20 protein-coding genes, 1 other RNA gene and 1 riboswitch are annotated in these 21973 nt (G+C 58.4%); of the genes, 12 read left to right on the forward strand and 9 right to left on the reverse strand.

The window, feature by feature from the left end:
* Window positions 1-161 precede the first annotated feature (161 nt).
* On the reverse strand, window positions 162-1922 hold the full coding sequence (locus ACR0B8_RS18095; RefSeq protein WP_480659250.1) for a DNA polymerase III subunit gamma/tau: 1761 nt from the start codon (window positions 1920-1922) through the stop codon (window positions 162-164).
* 133 nt (window positions 1923-2055) lie between these two features.
* Here ACR0B8_RS18095 and ACR0B8_RS18100 point away from each other — a divergent pair, with 133 nt between their 5' ends.
* Window positions 2056-2550, forward strand: a complete 495-nt coding sequence (locus ACR0B8_RS18100; RefSeq protein WP_480659252.1) for a protein-tyrosine phosphatase family protein — start codon at window positions 2056-2058, stop codon at window positions 2548-2550.
* A 1-nt stretch (window position 2551) separates the two neighbouring features.
* Here the strand turns inward: ACR0B8_RS18100 and ACR0B8_RS18105 are convergent, their stop codons facing one another.
* Window positions 2552-2959 (reverse strand): hypothetical protein, encoded by a 408-nt coding sequence (locus ACR0B8_RS18105; RefSeq protein WP_480659254.1) that lies wholly within the window; start codon window positions 2957-2959, stop codon window positions 2552-2554.
* Window positions 2960-3042: 83 nt separating this feature from the next.
* A riboswitch (cobalamin riboswitch) is annotated at window positions 3043-3263 on the reverse strand.
* Window positions 3264-3398: 135 nt separating this feature from the next.
* Between ACR0B8_RS18105 and ACR0B8_RS18110 the strand changes: the two genes are divergently transcribed.
* Window positions 3399-4256 carry an alpha/beta hydrolase family protein gene (locus tag ACR0B8_RS18110; RefSeq protein ID WP_425081839.1) on the forward strand — a complete coding sequence of 286 codons (858 nt, stop codon included), beginning with the start codon at window positions 3399-3401 and terminating at the stop codon, window positions 4254-4256.
* Window positions 4257-4288: 32 nt separating this feature from the next.
* Here ACR0B8_RS18110 and ffs read toward each other — a convergent pair.
* Both ffs and ACR0B8_RS18120 read right to left on the reverse strand, forming a co-directional pair.
* Window positions 4289-4387: signal recognition particle sRNA small type (gene ffs / locus ACR0B8_RS18115), an RNA gene on the reverse strand.
* 39 nt (window positions 4388-4426) lie between these two features.
* Window positions 4427-6307: a bifunctional 2',3'-cyclic-nucleotide 2'-phosphodiesterase/3'-nucleotidase gene (locus tag ACR0B8_RS18120; protein WP_480659256.1), complete on the reverse strand. Its 1881-nt coding sequence runs from the start codon at window positions 6305-6307 to the stop codon at window positions 4427-4429.
* Window positions 6308-6496: 189 nt separating this feature from the next.
* Between ACR0B8_RS18120 and nudC the strand changes: the two genes are divergently transcribed.
* Genes nudC through ACR0B8_RS18135 form a run of 3 tightly spaced genes read left to right on the forward strand, consistent with a single transcriptional unit; the run spans window position 6497 to window position 8463 of the window.
* Window positions 6497-7477, forward strand: a complete 981-nt coding sequence (gene nudC / locus ACR0B8_RS18125) for an NAD(+) diphosphatase (RefSeq protein ID WP_226689211.1) — start codon at window positions 6497-6499, stop codon at window positions 7475-7477.
* 40 nt (window positions 7478-7517) lie between these two features.
* Entirely contained in the window at window positions 7518-7985 is a 468-nt protein-coding gene (locus tag ACR0B8_RS18130) for an SRPBCC family protein (protein ID WP_170350991.1), read from the forward strand.
* Window positions 7986-7995: 10 nt separating this feature from the next.
* On the forward strand, window positions 7996-8463 hold the full coding sequence (locus ACR0B8_RS18135) for an N-acetyltransferase family protein (protein WP_480659258.1): 468 nt from the start codon (window positions 7996-7998) through the stop codon (window positions 8461-8463).
* 10 nt (window positions 8464-8473) lie between these two features.
* Here ACR0B8_RS18135 and ACR0B8_RS18140 read toward each other — a convergent pair whose 3' ends face one another.
* Window positions 8474-9307, reverse strand: a complete 834-nt coding sequence (locus tag ACR0B8_RS18140; RefSeq protein WP_170350990.1) for a prephenate dehydratase — start codon at window positions 9305-9307, stop codon at window positions 8474-8476.
* Window positions 9308-9426: 119 nt separating this feature from the next.
* Between ACR0B8_RS18140 and ACR0B8_RS18145 the strand changes: the two genes are divergently transcribed.
* The 5 genes from ACR0B8_RS18145 to ACR0B8_RS18165 all read left to right on the forward strand — a co-directional run bounded on the left by ACR0B8_RS18145 (window position 9427) and on the right by ACR0B8_RS18165 (window position 15787).
* Window positions 9427-9936, forward strand: a complete 510-nt coding sequence (locus ACR0B8_RS18145) for a c-type cytochrome (protein WP_170351131.1) — start codon at window positions 9427-9429, stop codon at window positions 9934-9936.
* A 236-nt stretch (window positions 9937-10172) separates the two neighbouring features.
* Window positions 10173-12011: an extracellular solute-binding protein gene (locus tag ACR0B8_RS18150; protein ID WP_413247487.1), complete on the forward strand. Its 1839-nt coding sequence runs from the start codon at window positions 10173-10175 to the stop codon at window positions 12009-12011.
* 9 nt (window positions 12012-12020) lie between these two features.
* Window positions 12021-13106 carry a microcin C ABC transporter permease YejB gene (locus ACR0B8_RS18155; RefSeq protein ID WP_170350988.1) on the forward strand — a complete coding sequence of 362 codons (1086 nt, stop codon included), beginning with the start codon at window positions 12021-12023 and terminating at the stop codon, window positions 13104-13106.
* Window positions 13107-14213, forward strand: coding sequence for an ABC transporter permease (locus tag ACR0B8_RS18160; protein ID WP_170350987.1), 1107 nt, complete (start codon window positions 13107-13109; stop codon window positions 14211-14213). It begins immediately after the preceding gene.
* On the forward strand, window positions 14210-15787 hold the full coding sequence (locus tag ACR0B8_RS18165; protein ID WP_226689207.1) for an ABC transporter ATP-binding protein: 1578 nt from the start codon (window positions 14210-14212) through the stop codon (window positions 15785-15787). The genes ACR0B8_RS18160 and ACR0B8_RS18165 overlap by 4 nt, the downstream gene beginning before the upstream one ends.
* 28 nt (window positions 15788-15815) lie before the next feature.
* On the opposite strand, the gene ACR0B8_RS18170 is transcribed toward ACR0B8_RS18165, so the two are convergent.
* The 3 genes from ACR0B8_RS18170 to hemN form a co-directional block, all read right to left on the reverse strand.
* The gene (locus ACR0B8_RS18170) at window positions 15816-16295 is read right to left on the reverse strand and encodes a DUF995 domain-containing protein (RefSeq protein WP_170350985.1); all 480 of its coding nucleotides are present in this window, start codon (window positions 16293-16295) and stop codon (window positions 15816-15818) included.
* A gap of 96 nt (window positions 16296-16391) precedes the next feature.
* Window positions 16392-18323 (reverse strand): elongation factor G, encoded by a 1932-nt coding sequence (locus tag ACR0B8_RS18175; protein WP_226689205.1) that lies wholly within the window; start codon window positions 18321-18323, stop codon window positions 16392-16394.
* A 175-nt stretch (window positions 18324-18498) separates the two neighbouring features.
* Entirely contained in the window at window positions 18499-19854 is a 1356-nt protein-coding gene (hemN, locus tag ACR0B8_RS18180) for an oxygen-independent coproporphyrinogen III oxidase (RefSeq protein WP_170362294.1), read from the reverse strand.
* 61 nt (window positions 19855-19915) lie between these two features.
* Here hemN and fnrL point away from each other — a divergent pair, with 61 nt between their 5' ends.
* The gene (gene fnrL, locus ACR0B8_RS18185) at window positions 19916-20659 is read left to right on the forward strand and encodes a transcriptional regulator FnrL (protein WP_170350982.1); all 744 of its coding nucleotides are present in this window, start codon (window positions 19916-19918) and stop codon (window positions 20657-20659) included.
* 74 nt (window positions 20660-20733) lie between these two features.
* On the forward strand, window positions 20734-20985 hold the full coding sequence (locus ACR0B8_RS18190) for a GlsB/YeaQ/YmgE family stress response membrane protein (RefSeq protein WP_170350981.1): 252 nt from the start codon (window positions 20734-20736) through the stop codon (window positions 20983-20985).
* A gap of 38 nt (window positions 20986-21023) precedes the next feature.
* Here ACR0B8_RS18190 and ACR0B8_RS18195 read toward each other — a convergent pair whose 3' ends face one another.
* On the reverse strand, window positions 21024-21863 hold the full coding sequence (locus tag ACR0B8_RS18195) for a universal stress protein (protein WP_170350980.1): 840 nt from the start codon (window positions 21861-21863) through the stop codon (window positions 21024-21026).
* Window positions 21864-21973 lie beyond the last annotated feature (110 nt).

Raw genomic sequence — 21973 nt, forward strand, 5'->3', positions numbered from 1 at the left:
CCCGCCCGTCGTCAATGTCTTTGAAAGACCTTTCCTCCCGTTGGGCCCGGCAGCGCGGGCAAAGCCCGCGCTGCCGGGCCCAAGGCCGCTCCGGGCGATCGGCGTCAGCCGATGGCCCGGAGCGGGCGCGGGAGGATTTCGGGGGTGTGTGTTGAAGTGGCTCAGTCTTCCTCGAACGGGTCCCATTCGTCTTCGACCTCGGGCAGGGCTTCGGTTTCGACCTTGGCTGCGCGTTGCTCTGGCGTTTCGATGCTTTTGATCCGCGCCTTCGGGAACTGGGCCAGAACCGCCTGCACCAGCGGGTGTTCGCGGGCTTCTGCCTTCAATGCTTCCTCAGCCGCGTTTTCCTTTTCATAGATCGTCTCGCCGCCGCCTTCGTTGACGACAGTGACTGCCCAGCGGTTGCCGGTCCATCGCTGCAGGGCGGTCCCCAGGCGTTGCGCCAACTGGGCCGAGGCACGCTGGGTCGGTTGGAATTCGATACGCCCGGGTTGATAGGCTGCAAGCCGCAAAGACCGCTTGACCTCATCCAGAAGCACGCCGTCCCGGTTTGCGCGGATCAGTTCGACCACATGATCGAAGGTCGGATAGCGTGCCAGGGCGGCCTGCACATCCTGCGCCAACGCCGCGCTGGGAGCGCCGCCGCCCCCTCCATGGGCGGGAGCTGCGTAAGAAGATGACACCGGCACTTGCGTCTGAACCGCGGCATGCGATGGTGCCGGTATCCCGCCACCGGGTCCGCCATTTGGCGGTGGGGGCGTGTCTTGCAGACGTTTGATCAACTCTTCCGGGCTGGGCAGGTCTGCCACATGGGTCAGTCGGATCACTGCCATTTCAGCTGCCATCATTGCATTTGGGGCCGCCGAGACCTCTTCGAGCGCTTTAAGCAACATCTGCCACATCCGGGTCAGGACGCGCATCGGCAGGGCCTCGGCCATTTGTTGACCACGCGCGCGCTCGTCCGGCGAAACGGTTGGATCATTGGCTGCGTCTGGCGTGATTTTAACCACAGAGACCCAATGGGTGATCTCGGCCAGATCGCGTAGCACGGCCAGCGGATCGGCTCCTTCGGCATATTGCCCGCCCAACTCGGTCAGCGCGCCTGCAGCGTCCCCGCGCAGGATCATGTCCATCAGATCCAGTACCCGACCGCGATCAGCCAGGCCCAGCATCGCGCGGACCTGATCAGCGCTGGTTTCACCCGCACCGTGCGAGATCGCCTGATCCAGCAGCGAGGTCGCGTCCCGGGCCGAACCCTCGGCTGCACGGGTGATCAGCGCCAGCGCGTCATCCGCGATCTGAGCGTTTTCCGCCGCCGCAATCTTGCCGAGCAGGCCGATCATGTCCTCGGGTTCGATCCGGCGCAGGTCGAACCGTTGGCAGCGCGACAGAACCGTCACTGGCACTTTACGAATCTCGGTTGTGGCAAAGATGAACTTCACATGCTCGGGCGGTTCCTCAAGCGTCTTGAGCAGCGCGTTGAACGCACTGGTCGACAGCATGTGGACCTCGTCGATAATGTAGATCTTGTAGCGCGCACTAGCCGCGCGATAGCGGACGCTGTCGATGATCTCGCGAATATCGTTCACACCGGTGCGGCTGGCGGCGTCCATCTCCATCACATCGACGTGGCGGCCTTCCATGATGGCCACGCAATGCTCGCATTGGCCGCAGGGTTCCGTGGTCGGCTTACCCTCGCCATCGGGGCCGATGCAGTTCATGCCCTTGGCGATGATCCGGGCCGTGGTGGTTTTGCCGGTACCGCGAATGCCGGTCATGATGAAGGCCTGCGCGATGCGGTCGGCCTCGAACGCGTTTTTCAGCGTGCGCACCATGGCATCCTGACCGACGAGATCGGCAAAAGTTTCCGGGCGGTATTTGCGGGCAAGAACCTGATAGGCGGGGCTGGGCGTGTCGTTCATATCTGCTCTGTCGGATTCGGGTTCCGATGCAGCGTAGAGACCCCCGCCGCCCGCGTCCACAGCAGGCTTGGGTGAATTTCGGTTTGCAGCACAATTTGCACGCCTTAGAAGCGAGTATCAGGGAGGGTCCGTAGTGAGCCAGTTCGGACTTCATTCAGTTCAGATTGGAAAAGGCACCGTTGCCTTGTCGCCCCTTCCGGGGCGCGGTGGCGGGTATACGCGGGACTTGGGAATGATCCGCGACTGGCAGCCGGATCTTGTGATCTCGATGACAACCGAGGTCGAAATACTGCAAGAGGGCGCAAGTGGGCTTGGCGAAGACCTGCACGCACTCAATATCGCATGGGTGCATCTGCCGGTTGCGGATTTCGGTGCGCCGCCCCCTGAGGTTGACGCGGCGTGGTGCAGTGTCAGCCCTGCGGCGACTGATATCCTGTCCTGCGGGGGGCGGGTGCTGGTGCATTGCCGGGGCGGCTGTGGCCGGTCCGGGATGATCGTGCTGCGCCTTATGGTCGAGCATGGCGAAGACCCCGAGACAGCGTTGACCCGTTTGCGGGCGGTGCGGTCCTGCGCCGTCGAGACCGACGGCCAGATGGAATGGGCAGCCCTTGGGCGGACGCGCGACTAGATCAGAGCGCCACCTGTCGTTCTGCCTGTGCCACCGGGTTGGGCGGGATCGCTGTGACCTCAAGCATGGCGCAGGGGGGGGTGGTTAGCATGCCTGCGGGGCGCATGGTCACATCCTGGCCGAACATCATATCTGCGTAAGCATCCAGCGACTCGAGGGGCGCATCCTCGCTTGTTCCACAAAAGACCCGGATCAAGTCTTTTTGCGCGCGAAACCGTGCGCTGCATCCTTGCGCGCAATAAGCCAGCTCAGTGCTGCCGTCGAACTCAAAATCAGGCGTCGTCGCAGGAACGGCCACGTCCATCGCCTGTACGATCGCGCGCGCCACCTGCGCCAGCGCCGGACAGGTTTTTCCTGTGCGTTGGCAAACGGTTGCGGTAAATTGGTGTGTCTTTGTCTTCCAGATCATATTGCGCCCTCCGCGCGTGGAACGGGGGCATGGATCAGGTGTGACAGCGTGCTGACGACCTGCCCGGACACCCCGCCCGAGTTTCGGTTTCTTGTTCGATGGCAGGTCTCCTGACTTGCGGGTCGTTGCGTTGCCGACCTTCCCAGCCTTGCGGCCAGTGGTGTTTCGGCATTGCTCACCGCTTACAGTTGCGGGGGCAGTCGCGGCCTTGGTTCGTTCCGGTATTCCGGGCAGAACCGCACCGTGTTCCCTTTTCATCCCGCCCCGGGGACCGGGGACGAGAACCATCACCCAATCGCTAGCGGGTAGGGGTGACCTGAGTCAAGCCGCCTTTTGGTGGGGCAAAGTGGACGCGTGGTCATGCGGAAACAGGATTGACTTAGGGTGGCAAAAGATGCCGTTTGGGGTGGTGAACTAATCGGTTCAGATTGAGGGCGCCATGCTGGATACCGCACAAGCTGTTTTAACCGAGGATTTTCAGTTTCCTTCTGGTTCGACCCAACTGTCGGCTCGGCTGTACCTGCCGGTGGCCGAACCTGGGATCGCAGTGGTGATCCACAGCGCCACCGGAGTGCCGCGCGACTATTATCAGCATTTCGCACGCTGGTTGGCTGCGGAACATGGCATTGCCTGTCTGACCTATGATTACAGCGATTTCGGTCATTCGCAGAGCAGGCCATTGAAGTCAGCTCAGGCCACGATGGCGGATTGGGCGCTGATCGACATGCCTGCGGCTCGGGCCGAGATGCGCAGGCGATACCCCGACGCGCAGCACTGGAGCATCGGCCATTCCGTCGGCGGTATGCTGGGGCCGATTCAACCCGATATTGATCAGATCGACCGTATGATCTGCGTCTGCGCCGGGCCGGTGACTGTGTCGGACCATCCCTGGCCTTATCGGGCGTTGGCTTTGCTGTTTTGGTACGGACACGCGCCCCTGGCCGTAAAAGCGCTGGGTTACCTGCCGGGCAAGGCACTAGGATTCGGATCGAACCTGCCTGCCAGCGTCTATTGGCAGTGGCGCCGCTGGTGTACTGCGCCGCGCAACTACCTGCCCGAAATCGGCGTGTCCTTGCCCGAGGCCCGCTGGGCACAGTCAGACACACCAGTGGATCTGTTCAGCTTTGAGGATGACGATCTGGTTCCAAAGAACGCGGTCTGGCGGCTGGCTGATCTGTACGGGCCCAACGCACGCCGCCATTTGTTGTCTCCGGCCGAGTTCGGACTGTCCGAGGTTGGCCATATCGGTGCCTTTGCCCGGCGCAATTCGGCTGTCTGGCCACGGTTGATTGCCTAGGCCTGTTCGCAACAATTCAATGTCGGAAGTTTAAGTGAGAGGTTGGACATCGACCCAAGCGGGGCTCGTTGTGGCTGCTTCCTTCCGGACCTGACCAGGTTGGCGAGGCGCTCGCCCGCGCCAACCTCTCGGGGTCTGATATAGGCAACGGGCGCAGGAAACACAACCCGTCAGAGCGTCAAACGGATCAGCAAAAAGCCCTCATCGTCTTCTCCGACGACGTGGGGGTCATATTCTTCAAGCTCGGCAATGTGGGTTTGTGCCTTCGGGCCGGTTCTTAATAGCGCAGTCGCGCCCTGCATCGAGGCAAAGCCAAAAGGATAGGACGCATATTGCAAGGGATCTTGCGGCAGTGCGCCGGACAGATAGTCCTGCAAGACGCGCTGAACAGGCAGGTTCGGCAGCGCGATGGGCTCGGCCTGATCAACAAAGGGAAAGTGACCCCCGCCATTGGCACGGTAATTGTTCAGTGCGACGACGAACCGTTGATCGGCGGCCATCGGTTGGCCGTCAAAGCGAATGTTGCGAATGCGCCGGTTGACGGGGTCGATCAAGTGACCGCCAGCGTCGAACCGAGCCGGTTGAGAGAGATCAAATTGATAAGTAAGCCCCTGTATAATATCAAAATTATGCCCCGCCCTGTTGATGTCGACCAATGTGGTCTGATGTCCCGGCGTAATCTGGTTGAACACGCCTGCAGACATCTCAAGCCAGTCGCTGATCTGCTCTCCGGTGACAACTACCGCCTGCAGCTCATTGGGAAACGCATACATGTCGTTGACATGGCGCAGGCATATCTGGCCGGGCGGGACGTCGGTGAAAAACCGGGGGCCGGCACGCCCCCCGAACTTTGAAGGCGCGGTCGCGGACAGAACAGGAAAATCCGCAAATGACGTGTCCTGCAGATAGGGCCGCAGGGCTGCTGCCTGGGCCGCGGCGGTCAGAACCAAACCTCTGTCCGGGGCGCAAAAACTGAAATAGCTGTGCAAATGCTGATCGGTCTGGCCAACGGGTTGCGCCGTGCGCCGCCGGGTTTCCGAATGGCCCCGGGCGAAAAGGCGCGCCAAAACAGGGTCTTCCTGGATAAGCTTGGGTGAGCCGTCGGGTTTGGTTGGGCATATCGAACGCAGACTGACGCGATGATCCTGAACGGTCCAATGGCCATTTCCCGCCCTGTCCAATGTCAGGTCGATCACCCCCAGAAATGACCCGGACGCACCGGGCATGACCACCGGCTTTCCGTGAACCAGACCCCGATTTGCATCGACGTGCTCAATCCCGTCATGTGCGTTTCCGGGCAGTGTCAGATGTGAATGCCCGGCAATCAGCGCATCAATTCCTTCGATACCAGCCAGCGGGATGACGGCGTTTTCCAATCCCGTTTCCGGTTCGGCCGACCCTATCCCTGTATGCGCCAATGCAAGGATCAAATCGCAACCCTGCGCTTTCAGATTCGTCACTTTTTGTGCGGCGCAAGTCAGGATATCTTCGATGACGACCTTGCCTTGCAGCAAGTGTGCTTCCCATTTGGCTGTCTGCGGTGGCAGGACTGAGAACGCACCAATTTTCAGTGTAACATGTTGATCATAAAATTTTATTTCTCGATTCAAAATCGCATGATCTTGCCAGCAGGAGGGGGCGTCTTGTCGGTGTGCATTGCTGCAAATCACCGGGCACGCAGCATCTACAACTACACGGTCCAGCGTTTCCAGCCCAAAGCCGAAATCATGATTTCCGAGGCCGATTGCGTCATAACCCAGCTCGGAAAATGCTTGCATCAGGATGTGCGGTGCATTTTCGGATTGAACCGCCCATTCCCCCAGTGGCGTGCCTTGCAGTGAATCTCCGTTGTCGCACAGAACCACCAGAGCACCCTGCGCTTCGGCCTCGGACCTGGCTGCGCGGATCAGGCTGGCGGTGCGGGTAAATCCGATTGAGGGGTCGGGGGTGTCCGAATAATAATCGAAGCCGCATAGATTCATATGCAGATCGGATGTTGCCAGAACCCGTATCTTCATTGGTGCGCGGGGCGGGAGAAGGGGATGTGTCAAATTTCTACTTCTGGCGGTTATATGTTAATCATTTTCTCCAAAAAGTATAATAAATGCAACTTGCATAGCGTGCTTTCAGTCAATTTACGACTTCAAGTTTTCGGGTGGTGCGAATTGGCATTGCAACATTGGCATTGCAACAAAAGGGCAGCCGTGGCAGCCCTGTGCCGACGACCCAAGGGAAATCCTATGAAACACGCGGAACTGGTGACATTTGGCAGCTCGGGCCTTGATCGCGCGGCGCATATTCGAGGGAATGCAGACCATTTGGCGCAGGTGCGCGCGCATCCGCAAGCGACCTGCCTGTTGCTGTGGCGTGGTAAGCCGCTGGTTCAGGGGGAAGCACTGGACCGCCTGGGGTTGATTCCCATGACCCACGGACTGGTACAAAACGGCCCGGGCGGCAGTATTGAAGAACCTGTATTTCTGGGACTTTCAGACGGTGATCCGGTTTTTGCGCTGGATATCTCGGGCTGGTCCCCCGAGGGGCTGGACATGTCGCAGGTCGGTGCCTTTATCGACCCGTCGGAACAGCAGCACCCGGACCTGCCAACAGGCCATGTCTTTGCTGAGTTGCGCCGGATCATGACCCGACTGTCTACCCGCGATGCGGAATTGGCTGCGGCCGCCAAGGCCGTTATTGGCTGGCACGAAACGCATCGGTTCTGTGCCCGTTGTGGGGCACCCAGCGAAGTATCCCAAGCTGGATGGCAGCGCAGTTGCGCCGAATGCGGTGGGCAGCATTTTCCGCGCACCGATCCGGTGGTCATTATGCTGATCACCCATGGGGATTCGGTTTTGATGGGGCGATCACCGGGCTGGCCCGAAGGGATGTATTCCCTGCTGGCTGGATTTGTCGAACCCGGAGAAACGCTTGAGGCAGCGGTTCGACGTGAGGTGATGGAAGAGGCAGGCGTGCCGGTTGGCCCGGTCAGCTATCTATCCAGCCAACCCTGGCCATTCCCGGCCTCGCTGATGTTTGGTTGCGCGGGTGAGGCGTTGTCGCGCGAGATCACCATTGATCCGGTGGAAATCGAAGATGCAATGTGGGTCAGCAAGCCCGAGATGATGCAGGCCTTTGCCGGGGAACACCCGGTCCTGCTGCCAGCTCGCAAGGGGGCCATTGCGCATTTCCTGCTGCAAAACTGGCTTGCGGATACGCTGGACTGACAAAATACTAGGCCAATAGACAAGAGGCCCACGAACCATCATGCAGTTTACAGCACGCGAAGATATCGAAGCCCCGATCAATGCGGTGTTCGAAATGGTCGCTGACTTTGAGCGGTTCGAACGCATGGCCATGCGCCGGGGGATCGAAGTAAGGCGCATGTCGGGTCATATGGGTGTTGTGCCCGGTACGCAGTGGGAAACCGAGTTCAACCTGCGTGGCAAGCCCCGCCATGTTGCGATTGAGATGGCTGAATGCGACCCGCCTGCCTTGATGAGGTTTCAGGCAGCAAGCAAGGGCATGAACGGGACAACAACTGTCGAGTTTCTGGCCTTGTCGCAGCGCCGCACCCGCTTGAGTGTCGAGATGGCGCTGGCGGCGAAAACGCTGCCGGCCCGGTTGTTGCTGCAGTCACTGAGACTGGGCCAGTCGCGGTTCCGACGACAATTCCAACTGCGGCTCAGCGAGTTCGCGCGCGAGATGGAAGAACGCCATCTGCACGGTTCCTGACAGGAGGCAAATGGACAATTTGATCATCCGACAGGCCGGTTGGGACGACGTCCAAGGCATTTCAGACGTGTTGCGTGAAATCACTGCTGCCGGAAAACGCACAAGACCGAGTGACCCGGGCTTTGTACTGACGAACTATGTCGGGCACCCGGATCAGTTGACATGTGTCTTGGCACTCATAGAAACCCGAATTTTGGGTTTCCAGTCCATGAAACGGGCGGTCGCAGCCAATCCTTACGGAGTACAAGTCGGCTGGGGAATCATCGGTACCCACATTCGACCCTCGGCCGCGCGTTGCGGGGTGGGGCGGGCCTTGTTTCAGGCAACATTGAAGGTTGCCAAAGAGCAGGGCATTCCCGCCATCGACGCCACCATTGCGGCGAGTAACGCCGAAGGTTTGGCCTATTACTCCGCAATGGGGTTTATCGATTACAGATCACACGAAGGGGCTGTGTGCAAAGCCTACACAGTTGGATGAAACCAGGCGCTTACCCGCGCGAATGCGCTGCCGGGTAGACGCCCAGTACTTCGACATTGGTGGTGAAATGCTCCAGCTCTTCCATGGCCAGCTGCACGTTGCGGTCTTCGGGGTGCCCGACGATATCGGCATAAAACTGGGTCGCGGTGAATGACCCGTCGACCATATAGCTTTCCAGCTTTGTCATGTTGATACCGTTGGTGGCAAAGCCGCCCATCGCTTTGTACAGCGCAGCCGGAATGTTGCGCACCTGAAACACGAAGCTGGTGATCATGCCATGCGGGCCGCGTCGGGACATGTCCGCCTGCCGCGACATAACCAGGAACCGCGTGGTGTTGTTGTCCTGATCTTCGATGTGACGGGCCAGCACGTTCAGCCCATAGATTTCGCCCGCCAGCTCACTGGCCAGTGCCGCAGAATGCAAATCACCTTGCTCCGAGACCTCACGCGCGGCGCGCGCGTTGTCGGGGCTGACGCGGCCGCGAATGTCGTGTTCTTTCAGAAAGCCTGCGCATTGCGGCAGTAGAACCAAATGCGAATGCGCCTCGGTGATATCTTCAAGCGTTGCCCCGGGGACGGCTAGCAGATTGATATGCACGCGTACGAAGGCCTCATCAATGATGTGCAGCCCACTATGGGGCAGCAGGCGGTGAATATCGGCCACCCGGCCATAGGTGGTGTTTTCGACCGGCAGCATCGCCAGATCAGCTTCGCCTGACCGAACCGATTCGATCACATCTTCGAAAGTACGGCAGGGCAGGGCCTCCATATCGGGGCGTGCATTGCGGCAGGCCTCGTGGCTATAGGCGCCTGGTTCTCCCTGAAATGCGATACGATTGCTCATTTGGTCGATTCCGTGCAACAAGTTCTACAATTGGGCGTTTAGTCGCGGTGTCTATACCTTGCCTCTTGCAAGGGGAAGCCTTAGACACCCCGCAGACAGCTGAAATGGACTCGCGATCAATGTTCGACACGATGACAGTTACCAAGGCCGCCGCAGGCCTGTTTGGCACCTTCCTGGTGCTTCTTCTGGCCAAATGGGGTGCCGAAGTTCTTTACCATGCGGATGGGCATGGCGAGACAGCCTCTTACATTATCGAAACCGAAAGCGCTGGTGAAAGCGCCGACGGTGAAGAAGTGGTCTTCGAAGATATGCTGGCCGCCGCCGATCCGGAAAAAGGCGCCCGTGTCTTCCGTAAATGCACCGCCTGCCACAAGCTGGAGGACGGCGCAAACGGTACCGGCCCCTACTTGTACGGTGTCGTAGATCGCCCGGTTGCATCTGCCAACGGCTTCACCGGCTATTCAGCCTCGATGCAGGCCCATGGCGGCAATTGGACTCCCGAAGCGCTGGATGCGTTCCTCGAGCGCCCAAGTGCTTACATCTCGGGTACTTCGATGAGCTTTGCCGGTCTGAAGAAACCGCAAGAGCGCGCCGATCTGATCGCGTATCTGCAGACCATCGGCAACTGATCCTTTGATCAAAGCATGATTTTCAAAGCCGCTGCCTCGCGCAGCGGCTTTTTTTTGCCTAAGAAAAACTTCACAAAGTGTTCACGCATTCTAAACTTGAACCTGACAGTGCTGGTCATTTAGCTGGCGCGAACAAGATAAAAGACACAACGACCCAGAGGATGAGCAAAATGATATCCAATCGACTTACTGCACAGGCGCGCTCGGTGGATATTAAGGGTTGGTCGCACGCTTTGATGTTTGGGTTGATTGTGGTCATGCTGACCTCGGCTCAACTTTTTGCGGAAGAAAAGATAATTAAAAGCCACGGATTCTCGGAATTCGGCGATCTGAAATACCCCGAAGGTTTCGCTCATTTCGACTATGTGAACCCCGACGCCCCGCGCGGGGGAGAGCTATCTTATGCGGCGCAGGGCACGTTCTCTAGCTTGAACCCGTTTACGCGGAAAGGGCGCGCGGGTGCGCGGTCTGCTGACCAATATGAAACCCTGCTGGTTCCATCCTATGATGAGCCCGCGGCCTATTACGGGTTGCTGGCCGAAAGCCTAGAATACCCCGAAAGTCAGGATTGGGTTATTTTCAACATGCGGCCCGAGGCCCGGTTTTCCGACGGCAGCCCCGTGACAGCCGAGGATGTTGTGTTTTCCCACAATCTGCTGCTGGATCAGGGGCTGAAATCTTATGCAGATGCGGTGCGCAAACGTATCCCACGCGCCGAGGCACTGGATGAACATAGGGTCAAATTCTATTTCGCACCGGATATCTCGCGCCGGGCATTGATCTCGCAGGTGGGCGGAACGCCGGTGTTTTCCAAAGCCTGGTTCGAAGCAGACCCGGAAAATCGGCGTCTGGATGAACCGCGTTTGGTTCAGGGGGTTGGTTCGGCCCCCTATGTTCTGGACAGCTATGACATCAACCGGCGCATCGTTTACAAACGCAACCCCGATTATTGGGGCGATCAGGTCAACGTAAACGTGGGTCGCAACAACTATGACACCATCAGGATCGAGTATTTCAGCGACTCGATTGCCGCGATGGAGGGATTCAAGGCAGGTACGTTCACGTTGCGGCAGGAAAACAACTCGAAAAGCTGGGCGACCGCCTATGATTTTCCGGCCATTGCGAACGGCTCAGTCATTCGGGACGAGTTGGCGAATGGAAACGTGCCATCTGCGTCGGGCTTCATCATGAATCTTGATCGCCCACAGTTGCAGGATCCGCGTGTTCGCGAAGCCATCCAGCTTGGTTATAATTTCGAATGGACCAACGAAAGCCTGCAGTACGGGTTGTTCCAACAGCGCAGTTCGTTCTGGGAAGGCACGCACCTTGAGGCGACTGGCCTGCCCGAAGGGCGTGAATTGGAGGTGCTGCAAAGCCTCGGCGATGCGTTGGACCCGGACGTTCTAACCGAGGAACCGGTCAGCGCCCATGAATCGCGCCCGGCGCGTCAGAACGACCGTCGCAACCTGCGCGCGGCGATGAAGCTGTTGGACGAGGCCGGTTGGCTGGTTGGTGATGACGGCATTCGCCGGAACGACAAGGGTGAAGTGTTGTCGATCGAGTTTTTGTCGGACCAGCCGACGCTGGACCGCATTGTTCAGCCCTTTGTCGACAACCTGCGGGCAATGGGTATCGACGCGCTGTATAACCGGGTGGACAATGCCCAGTTCACGCTACGCCGCCGGGATCGGGATTTTGACATGATCGTCGGCGGGTATCCGAAATCACTGCAGCCTTCGACTGGCCTGTATCAGCAATTCGGGACCGAGGCGGCCTCGTATTCCGTATTCAACCCGTCGGGTGCGCATGGTCCCGATATTGAACCATTGATCGACAACATCGTTGCCGCCACCGAAAGTGAGGAGCTTTTCGCCAATGTCCGCGCGTTGGACCGTGTTCTGAGGGCTAAGCGGATCATGGTTCCAACATGGTATCTGGGCAAATATTGGGTCGCGTATTGGGACATGTACGAATACCCGGAAAACCTGCCACCCTATGCGTTGGGCGTGGAAGACCTGTGGTGGATCAACGCCGAGAAAGAAGCCGAGTTGAAATCCTCGGGCGCGTTGAGGTAATCCGCCCCCATGGGAGCATATATTCTAAGACGCCTGTTGCTGGTCATCCCCACATTGCTTGGGATCATGATCGTCAATTTCACGCTGGTTCAGTTTGTCCCCGGTGGTCCGATTGAACAGATGATCGCCCAGATGCAAGGGGGCGGTGACGTGTTCGAAGGCATCGCAGGCGGCGGCAGCGATATCGAGCAGCAAACCAGCAGCGTGAATGACCGTTATATCGGCGCGCGCGGATTGCCGCCCGAATTTATCGAAGAGTTGGAAAAGGAATTTGGATTCGACAAACCTCCGGTCGAACGGTTCCTTGACATGTTGGGCAACTACATGACGTTGGATTTCGGCGAGAGTTATTTTCGCTCGATCAGCGTGATTGATCTAGTGCTGGAAAAAATGCCCGTTTCAATCTCGCTGGGCCTGTGGTCCACATTGATTGCCTATCTGGTGTCGATCCCGCTGGGTATTCGCAAGGCGGTCAAGGATGGTTCAAAGTTCGATACCTGGACCAGTGGCACCATCATTGTGGCCTATGCCATTCCCGGCTTCCTGTTTGCGATCCTGCTGCTGGTGCTGTTTGCCGGTGGGTCCTACTGGCAAATCTTCCCGCTGCGGGGGCTGACCTCGGACAATTGGGACAGCCTTAGCCTGATCGGCAAGATCGCGGATTATTTCTGGCACATCACACTACCGGTCATTGCCCTGACGATTTCCGCCTTTGCGACGCTGACGCTGCTGACCAAAAACTCGTTTCTGGATGAGATCAAAAAGCAATATGTCATGACCGCTCGCGCAAAAGGTTTGAGCGAGGGCAGGGTGCTGTATGGCCACGTGTTCCGCAATGCCATGCTGATCGTGATCGCAGGCTTTCCGGCGGTGTTCATTGGCGTCTTCTTCGGAAGTTCGATCATTATCGAGACGATCTTCTCACTCGATGGTCTGGGCCGTCTGGGGTTCGAGGCAGCAGTCGCACGCGACTACCCGGTGATCTTTGGCACGCTGTTCATCTTTGGCCTGATGGGTCTTGTCGTCGGTATCGTCAGCGATCTGATGTATGTGCTGGTTGACCCGCGCATCGATTTCGAAAAGCGGGAGGGGTAAATGGCGCTTTCCCCCCTCAATCAGCGCCGGTGGCGTAATTTCCGGCGCAATGGCCGGGCTTTTTGGTCGCTGATCATCTTCTCGGTACTGTTCGGTATCTCGCTGTTTGCCGAGTTCATCGCGAACGACAAGCCGATCCTGGTGAAATACCGGGGTGAGTTTTACACGCCGATCTTCAATTTTTACCCGGAAACTGAATTCGGCGGGGATTTCCAAACCGAAGCAATCTATCGCGATCCCGAGGTGCAGTGTCTGATCGACAGCGGCGGGCTTGAGGAGTGTTTCGACGATCCAGAAGGGATCATTGACGAAATCAAAGACGGGACCTTTCAGGCCGAGGGGTTTGAACGCGGTTGGGCGATCTGGCCGCTGATTCCATATTCCTTCAACACCAGTGTGGATCGTCCGGGGGCCGCACCGCTGCCGCCCAATGGGCAGAACCTGTTGGGAACCGATGACACCAAGCGCGATGTGTTGGCTCGGGTCATCTATGGCTTCCGCTTGTCGATCCTGTTCACATTGATGGTCACAGGGGCCGCCAGCCTGATTGGCATTTTCGCCGGTGCAATTCAGGGCTTTTTCGGCGGCTGGTTGGATTTGGTCTTTCAGCGCATCATCGAGATCTGGTCGGCCACCCCTTCGCTGTACGTGATCATCATCATGTTCGCCATTCTGGGTCGAAGTTTCTGGCTGCTGGTGGCGTTGATGATCCTGTTCAGTTGGACCGGATTAGTCGGCGTTGTCCGGGCCGAATTCCTGCGCGCGCGCAATCTGGAATATGTCCGCGCGGCACGGGCGTTGGGCGTGGGCAACATGACGATCATGTTCCGCCACATGCTGCCCAACGCGATGGTTGCGACGCTGACATTCATGCCCTTCATCGTCACTGGCACCATTGGCGGATTGGCCTCGCTGGATTTCTTGGGCTTTGGCTTGCCGTCTTCGGCGCCGTCGCTGGGGGAATTGACCTTGCAGGCGAAACAGAACCTGCAGGCACCTTGGCTGGCCTTCACTGCGTTCTTCACCTTTGCCATCATGTTGTCGCTGCTGGTCTTCATCTTTGAAGGCGTTCGCGATGCGTTTGACCCCAGAAAGACCTTCTCATGAGCCTTTTGGATGTGAAAAATCTCAAGGTCTCGTTCAAGCAGGACGGGCAGGTGAGCGCGGCGGTCAAAGGTGTTTCGTTCACCGTGGACCGGGGGGAAACCGTCGCACTTGTGGGGGAATCCGGATCAGGCAAGTCGGTTACGGCATTGTCCACCGTGTCGTTGCTGGGGGACAGTGCTATCGTCGAAGGTTCGGTCACCTATGACGGTGATGAGATGATCGGCGCCTCGCAAGACAAGCTGATGGACGTGCGCGGCAATGATATCAGCTTTATTTTTCAAGAGCCGATGACCTCGTTGAACCCGCTGCACACAATCCAAAAGCAGATGGCAGAATCGCTGGCCCTGCACCAGGGTCTGAGCGGAGATGCGGCACGCACACGTATTGTCGAACTGCTGACCAAGGTGGGGATTCGTGATCCGCAGGATCGGTTGGACAGCTATCCACACCAGTTGTCCGGCGGGCAGCGGCAGCGGGTCATGATCGCAATGGCGCTGGCCAACAAGCCCGACATTCTGATCGCGGATGAACCGACAACTGCCCTGGACGTGACCATTCAGGCTCAGATTCTGGAGTTGTTGGCCGAGCTGCAAAAGTCAGAGAATATGGGGATGCTGTTCATCACCCATGATCTGGGAATTGTGCGGCGCATCGCCGACCGGGTTTGCGTGATGAAGGATGGTGAGATCGTCGAGACCGGCGCCACTGCCGAGATCTTCAACAACCCGCAGCACCCCTATACGCAGAAACTGCTGGGGGCCGAGCCCTCGGGTCATCCCGACCCCGTCGCCCCCGAGGCCGAAGAGGTCGCCCGTACCGATCACCTGAAGGTCTGGTTCCCGATCCAGCGCGGGTTTTTGAAACGGACCGTGGGCCATGTGAAGGCAGTGAACGACGCCACGCTTAGCGTGCGCGCGGGCGAGACGGTAGGCATTGTCGGTGAAAGCGGGTCTGGTAAGACGACGCTGGCGCTGGCGATCATGCGCCTGATTGCGTCCGAAGGCGCCATCACTTTCCGCGAACAGGACGTGCGCCGCTGGTCCACGCGAGAGTTGCGGCGGTTGCGCAAAGACATGCAGATCGTGTTCCAGGACCCGTTTGGCAGCCTTAGCCCGCGGATGACCTGCATGCAGATCATTGCCGAGGGCTTGGCGATCCATAAGGTCGACCCCCACCGTGCCCCGCGCGAATTGGTGGCCGAGGTGATGACCGAAGTGGGGTTGGACCCGGCGGCAATGGACCGATACCCGCATGAATTCTCGGGCGGACAGCGTCAGCGTATCGCGATAGCGCGCGCCATGGTGTTGCGGCCCAAGCTACTGGTACTGGACGAACCGACCAGCGCGCTGGACATGACGGTGCAGGTGCAGATCGTTGATCTTTTGCGCAATCTTCAGCGGAAATACGGGCTGGCCTATCTGTTCATCAGCCACGACCTGAAGGTGGTCCGGGCGATGTCTCACAATGTGATTGTCATGCGGAACGGAGATGTCATCGAAATGGGTGCGGCTGAAGATTTGTTCGAAAATGCTCAGACAGATTATACCCGTGAACTGATTGCGGCAGCGGGGTAGGGTGAGTTCCTACCCGCGCGGCAAAGGGTTATAGACCCAGATCTTTCTTCAATTTGTTGAACTTTCTTTGGTGCGGGTTGCCTCTGACTTGCGAACGGATACTGTGGCGATACCAGTTTGACTTCTCAGGGATAAACCTCTCCCAGATTGTTCCGTCCGGGGCTGTCACAAACTCCCAACATTCTTCGAAACGTTTGTATTGCCTCGCCCCGTTTTCGAACCAGTACCAGTCAGTCTCGTTACACAGTTTACCTCTGTTTGTGACGTACCATCGCCCAATGCCAACGGCGCCTTCTTTTTGCCCTATCCCCTGTAAGGTGCCGTTAGGAGCCCAATAGAACGACCCTCCAAGTCTCCAATTTGTTGTCTTGCCGGAATAGAGCTGAGCTATCGTTTGTGGGTCAGTGCGTTTTGCGCCTTTGGGTTTCCCCTTGGCAAGGCTTTCCCCGGCAGCCAGAAAAATGGCCGCGACTACAAATGTCGTCAGGACGGTTGTTGAATACGCCATAACTGCGGCTCCTCTTTAAATAACAAACCTGAAATGCGGGGCGGCCCTCCTGTGTATTCTCTGACCGGGGTGCCGGTCAGAGGTTTTTTGAGAATTTCACTGTGCGTTGGCGGCCTCGCGCGCTGAACTTTTCGGAAGTGGTCCGCGCAGCTCTTCATAGTGATCAAAGCTCAGCTTGACCCAACCGGTGCCGCGTGTGGCACTGGCGAGGGTTCGGTGCAACTCGTCCTCGGCCACGGCGGGCAATTGGGCGTTGAAGATCTCCCAGCCTGAGGCGTTGGGATTGCCTTCAAAGCCCAGAACCTGGCCTTGCAGCGAACTTATGGTCGGAACCAGATCGCCTACAAAATCCGACGGCAGGTGGATTTCGGCACTCAGGATCGGCTGCAGGACCACTGGTTTGGCCTGTGGCAGGGCCTCACGCACAGCATTCTTGCCTGCGGTACGGAAGGCATAGTCCGAGCTGTCCACGTTGTGGTGCTTGCCATCGCTAAGCGTAACTTTCACATCAACCACCGGAAAGCCCTCGGGCCCCTGCACCAACGCATCCTTGGCGCCGTGCTCGACCGATGGAATATAGTTCTTGGGCACCGCGCCCCCCTTTACGATTTCCTCGAACTGGAACCCCGAACCCCGCGGCATTGGCGCAACCGAGATTACTACGTCTGCGAACTGTCCAGCCCCACCAGATTGTTTGCGGTGGCGGTGACGGTGTTCGACGGGTGCGCGAATGGTTTCGCGATAAGCGGTCTCGACCGCGTCGGCAGTAATCTCGATCCCGAAATCCTCATCTAGTTTGGCGGTGACACGACGCATGTGTTGCGGACCTTGTGAACCCAGAATTGCATGACCGCTAAGTTCGTCCTGTTCCAAATGCAGGCCGGGGTCGATCTCGACCAGACGGGTCAGTGCGTTAGACAGGCGCACGTCGTCTCGCTCATGGGTGGGCGACACGATCTGACGATGCGCTGCCGGGTGCGAGCCGGCCCATTCGGGCAGAGGGGTCGCCGAAGAACTGTCATAGAGATTGCCGGGATTTAGGTGATCGGATTTCACGGCGAGCCCAATTTGCCCAGCTGGTAGCTCGGCAATCTGTGTCTTGGCGTCCAGCGTAGTCAGGTTGCCGACGGTTTCGCCGCCCAGATTCTCATGCGCTTTCACACCTGCGCCCAGCCCGCGCAGAACGACGATCTTGCCGATATGTTTTTTTACATCCGCGAAGCCAGCGATCGCGCGGGCGTTTTCTGCCGCTTCGTCGCGCCCGGCGGCTATGTCAAACTCCGGGGCCTCGTGCCGCAGGGCTTTCATCAAACGAGTCAGCCCGTTTCCATGGCTGGCCGCGCCCAAACAGGCGGGTATCAGCTGGTGGTTCTGCAGCACTTGTGCGGCCAGATCGTAAACCTCGGCGCTGGGCGGTTGCTTGTCTTCGATCAGTTGCTCAAGCAAGTTGTCGTCGAAATCTGACAAGGTTTCCAACAATTCCGTGCGGGCCTCCTGTTCGCGGTCCTCGACCGATTGCGGCAATTCGATCAGGGCTGAGGGCTGGCCTTCCTGATATTTCCAGGCCCGCTCCGAGATCAGATCAACCGCACCGACGATCGTGTCGCCCTCGCGGATCGGCACCTGACGTAGAGCGATGTGGTGGGTGCAATAGGTCTGCAACGCCGCAATGATGTCGCGAATCCGGCCATTGGGGTTGTCCATACGGTTGATGAACAAGAAGCAGGGAATGCCAGCCTCTTCGACCAGTCGCAGATATGGGGCGCACAGAACGGCGGCCAGCGGGTCGGGCGGCACGACCACCACGGCGGCGTCCGAGATTGCCATGGCAGGGCCGACATAGGCCAGATTATCGCCGCCGCCATCGACATCAATGGCGCACCAGGGTTCGTCTAAATAAGAAAAACCGTGCAAATGCACGGTTCCGGATACGTCGAATGTGGTGGACCGGCCGTCGAGGCGGCTGATGGCCTCGACCAGAGTGGTTTTGCCCGATTGGCTGGGGCCGAGGACGGTGAAAACGCGCATGGGTGCTGTCCCTCTTTCAAATTGCAGATCGGCTGCACGAAAGGGATAGCCTTACGCAAATGCGTTGGCGCGAACTGTCTGGTATTGGGCCTGCCTCGGGTGCGGGCGGGTTCCGCCCGCCCTGCAAGTGTGGAAAAAACCGACCCGCCGCGTCAAGCCCTGACCTGCCTTGATGTCAGATTGCCGAACTGTGGCCGGCCAAGCTCAGGTCATAGGCGTCAAAGCTGCGGGCAATCATGCGGGTCAGCGGCCGGGCCTCGGGCGGGATGAACAAGCCATCTTCGGTGATCCGCAGCAGGCCGTCAAAGGCTGTATTGGCAGCCTGATACATAGCCTGCAACTCTGGCCCAGTGATGTCGTGATTGCACAGAACCTCGGCTGTATTGATCTGGAAATCGCACATCAACGCTTCGATCAGCCGGGCGCGCAGAACGTCCTGCCCTTTGAACAAGTGCCCGCGTGAGGTCGAGAACCGCCCTTCGCGAATCGCCTTGGTATGGGCAGATGTTGCGGGCGCATTCTGGGCATAGCCTTGCGGAAAGCGCGAGATAGAGCTGGCACCAACCCCGATCAGAACCTCGGCCTGATCGTCGGTATAGCCCTGGAAGTTCCGCTTTAACCGCCCGGCCTTGAGCGCATGGGTCAGGCCGTCATCCTGCGTGGCGAAATGGTCAATGCCGATCTCGGCATAGTCATCCCACATGAACAGGCGGCGGGCGGTGTCGAACAGATCAAGACGTTCTTCGGGGGTCGGCAGGGCATCTGAGGGGATCAGTTGCTGCCGCTTGGCCATCCATGGCACATGGGCATAACCGTATAGCGCGACACGATCCGGGCTGAGCGACAGAAGTTTCTGCACGCTTTCCGTCATCCGCAATTTGGTCTGGTGCGGCAGGCCATACAGGATATCCGCATTCAGGCTGCTGATCCCACGGGCGCGGATCATGTCCACGGCTTTGCGTGTGACGTCATAGCTTTGGATACGCCCGATGGTCTTCTGAATTTCGTCGTCGAAATCCTGCACCCCGATTGAGGCGCGGTTCATCCCGGCCTCGGCCAATGCGTCCAGACGGGCCTCATCAATCTCGTTTGGGTCGATCTCGACCGAGAACTCGGCATTCGGACCCAGCGGTACAACATCCAGAATCCGCGCGGCCAGATCCCGCATCAGATCCGGGTTCAACAGGGTTGGCGTGCCGCCACCCCAATGCAGGCGCGACAGGGTAATTCCCTCGGGCAGGCGTTCAGCCAGCAGGTCAAGCTCGGCTTTCAGAACGTCCACATAGGCAATCACCGGGTTGTCGGTTTGGGTGCCTTGCGTGCGGCAGGCGCAGAACCAGCACAGCCTGCGGCAGAACGGGACATGGATGTACAACGACACCTCGCTGCCCGGCTTCAGGCCGGAAATCCAGTCGGAATAAAGGCTTGACCCCACGTCATTGCTGAAGTGGGGGGCGGTGGGATAGCTTGTATAACGCGGGACTTTCGCGTCAAATAGTCCAAGCTTGGCCAATTGTGGTTTCACTATCATGGCGATAGCTTTAAGGGACGGACCGTCTAGATGCTTTGACCGAGATCAAGTGGAAACGTGCATGACACCGATACTCAAATTCGACCATACAAACTGCGGAGATTGCCCCATCCGGCATCGTGCAGTATGCGCCCACTGTGATGCGAACGAGCTGGTAGAGCTTGAAGGCATCAAATACTATCGCAGTTTTGAGGCGGGTCAGACGATCATCTGGTCGGGGGATCAGATGAATTTTGTGGGCTCTGTCGTGTCAGGCATCGCCTCGCTGACCCAGACAATGGAAGACGGTCGCACCCAAATGGTCGGCCTTTTGCTGCCCAGTGATTTCGTCGGGCGGCCAGGCCGCGATTCTGCGCCATATGATGTGCTGGCAACAACCGATCTGGTCATGTGTTGTTTTCGCAAGAAGCCGTTCGAAGACTTGATGAGCAATACCCCGCATATTGCACACCGGCTGTTGCAAATGACGCTGGACGAGCTGGACGCCGCGCGCGAGTGGATGTTGGTGCTGGGGCGCAAGACTGCGCGAGAAAAGATTGCCAGCCTGCTGTCGATTATCGCCCGGCGCGATGCGTCGATCAATCAAAAGGGAAACACGGGGCCGATCGTGTTTGACCTTCCGCTAACCCGCGAGGCGATGGCGGACTACCTTGGGCTGACGCTGGAAACAGTCAGTCGGCAGATCTCGGCCCTGAAAAAGGATCAGGTCATCACGTTGGAAGGCAAACGCCACGTGACGATTCCGGATATGGGCCGCCTGATGGAAGAGGCAGGCGACGACTCGGATGGAGGTTTTCTGGTCTGACACGCTTGCAGCGTGACTGGATCGGCTGGCCATGTTTAACTGGGGTCATTTGAAGCAGACCTCAGGAGTAAGTCATGGGATTCAGTAGCATTCTGGCGATGCTGTTCATCGGCGCGATCGCCGGGTGGCTGTCGGGCAAGATCATGGAAGGCCGCGGCTTTGGCCTGATGGGCAATATCATCGTCGGCATCGTCGGCGCGTTTCTGGCCGGTCTGATCTTTCCCGCGCTGGGCTTTGCTGTGGGCGGTGGTGTCTTTTCATCTATTTTCTTTGCCACCATCGGCGCGATCATCCTGCTGTTCCTGATCGGATTGGTGAAAAAGTAAAAACCGCCCCAGGGGGCGGTTTTCTGTAACGGCCTATACTAGTGAGCCAGGAACACCGGTACTGTGGCTTGTTCCAACATGTTCCGTGTCGCGCCGCCCAAAATGGCTTCGCGGAACCGCGAGTGCCCATAGGCCCCCATCACGATCATGTCTGCCTCGGTATCTGCGGCGTGGCGGTTCAGGATATCGGATACCCGCGTCATGGTCTTGCTCAGCACGTCGATTTCGCATTTCACGCCATGGCGGGCCAGCATCTGCGACAGCATCCCACCAGGGTCCGAGCGGTCGGGGCCGTGGCGCGGCGGATCAATCACGACGATGCGCACCAGATCGGCTTGCGTCAGAAACGGCAGGGCGCGGCGGATGGCCCGCATGGCCTCGACGCTCTCGTTCCAGCCGATCAGGATGTTGCCCGGTCGTGCGAACGGGGTTGCATCGTCAGGAACGACTAGAACAGGCGCGTGACCTTCGAACATGGCAGCTTCGACAATGGGTTCGGCCTCGGCGTCGCGGTCAGGTCCGTAAGGTTGCGGGAGAATGACAAGATCGGAAAACCGCGCGCGGTGCGCCACGTGGCGCCCGATATCCGAGATCTGGGCAACACCGCTTTCGGCGGACCAGCGGATTCCAGTCTTGCCCAGATAGTCTTTGGCATAGGCCAGTACCTCTTCGGCTTCGGCATTCGCGCGGCTCAGTGTTTCCTGAAGTATCAGGGCGTTTGCGCCGGCGTAGTAATATCCCGTCTGGCTGCGGTCGACGCCCAGACACAAAGCCTCGGCATGCGCGTCTTGCGAAGCAGTCAGAGCGGCCATCTGGGCCAGAGGCGCGTCACTGTGGTTCGTGTCTGTCATCACCGTGAGAAGAGATTTGTATGCCATTTTGACCTCTTGTCTTTCAGGCTCATGTACCTGCGGCCCTATGGCCCAGTTGTCAGTTTACGATTGTCACAGAAATCAGTGTATTGTCTTGACACAGATCAAAGTAATTC

The organism is Ruegeria sp. BH6 (genome assembly GCF_056538105.1).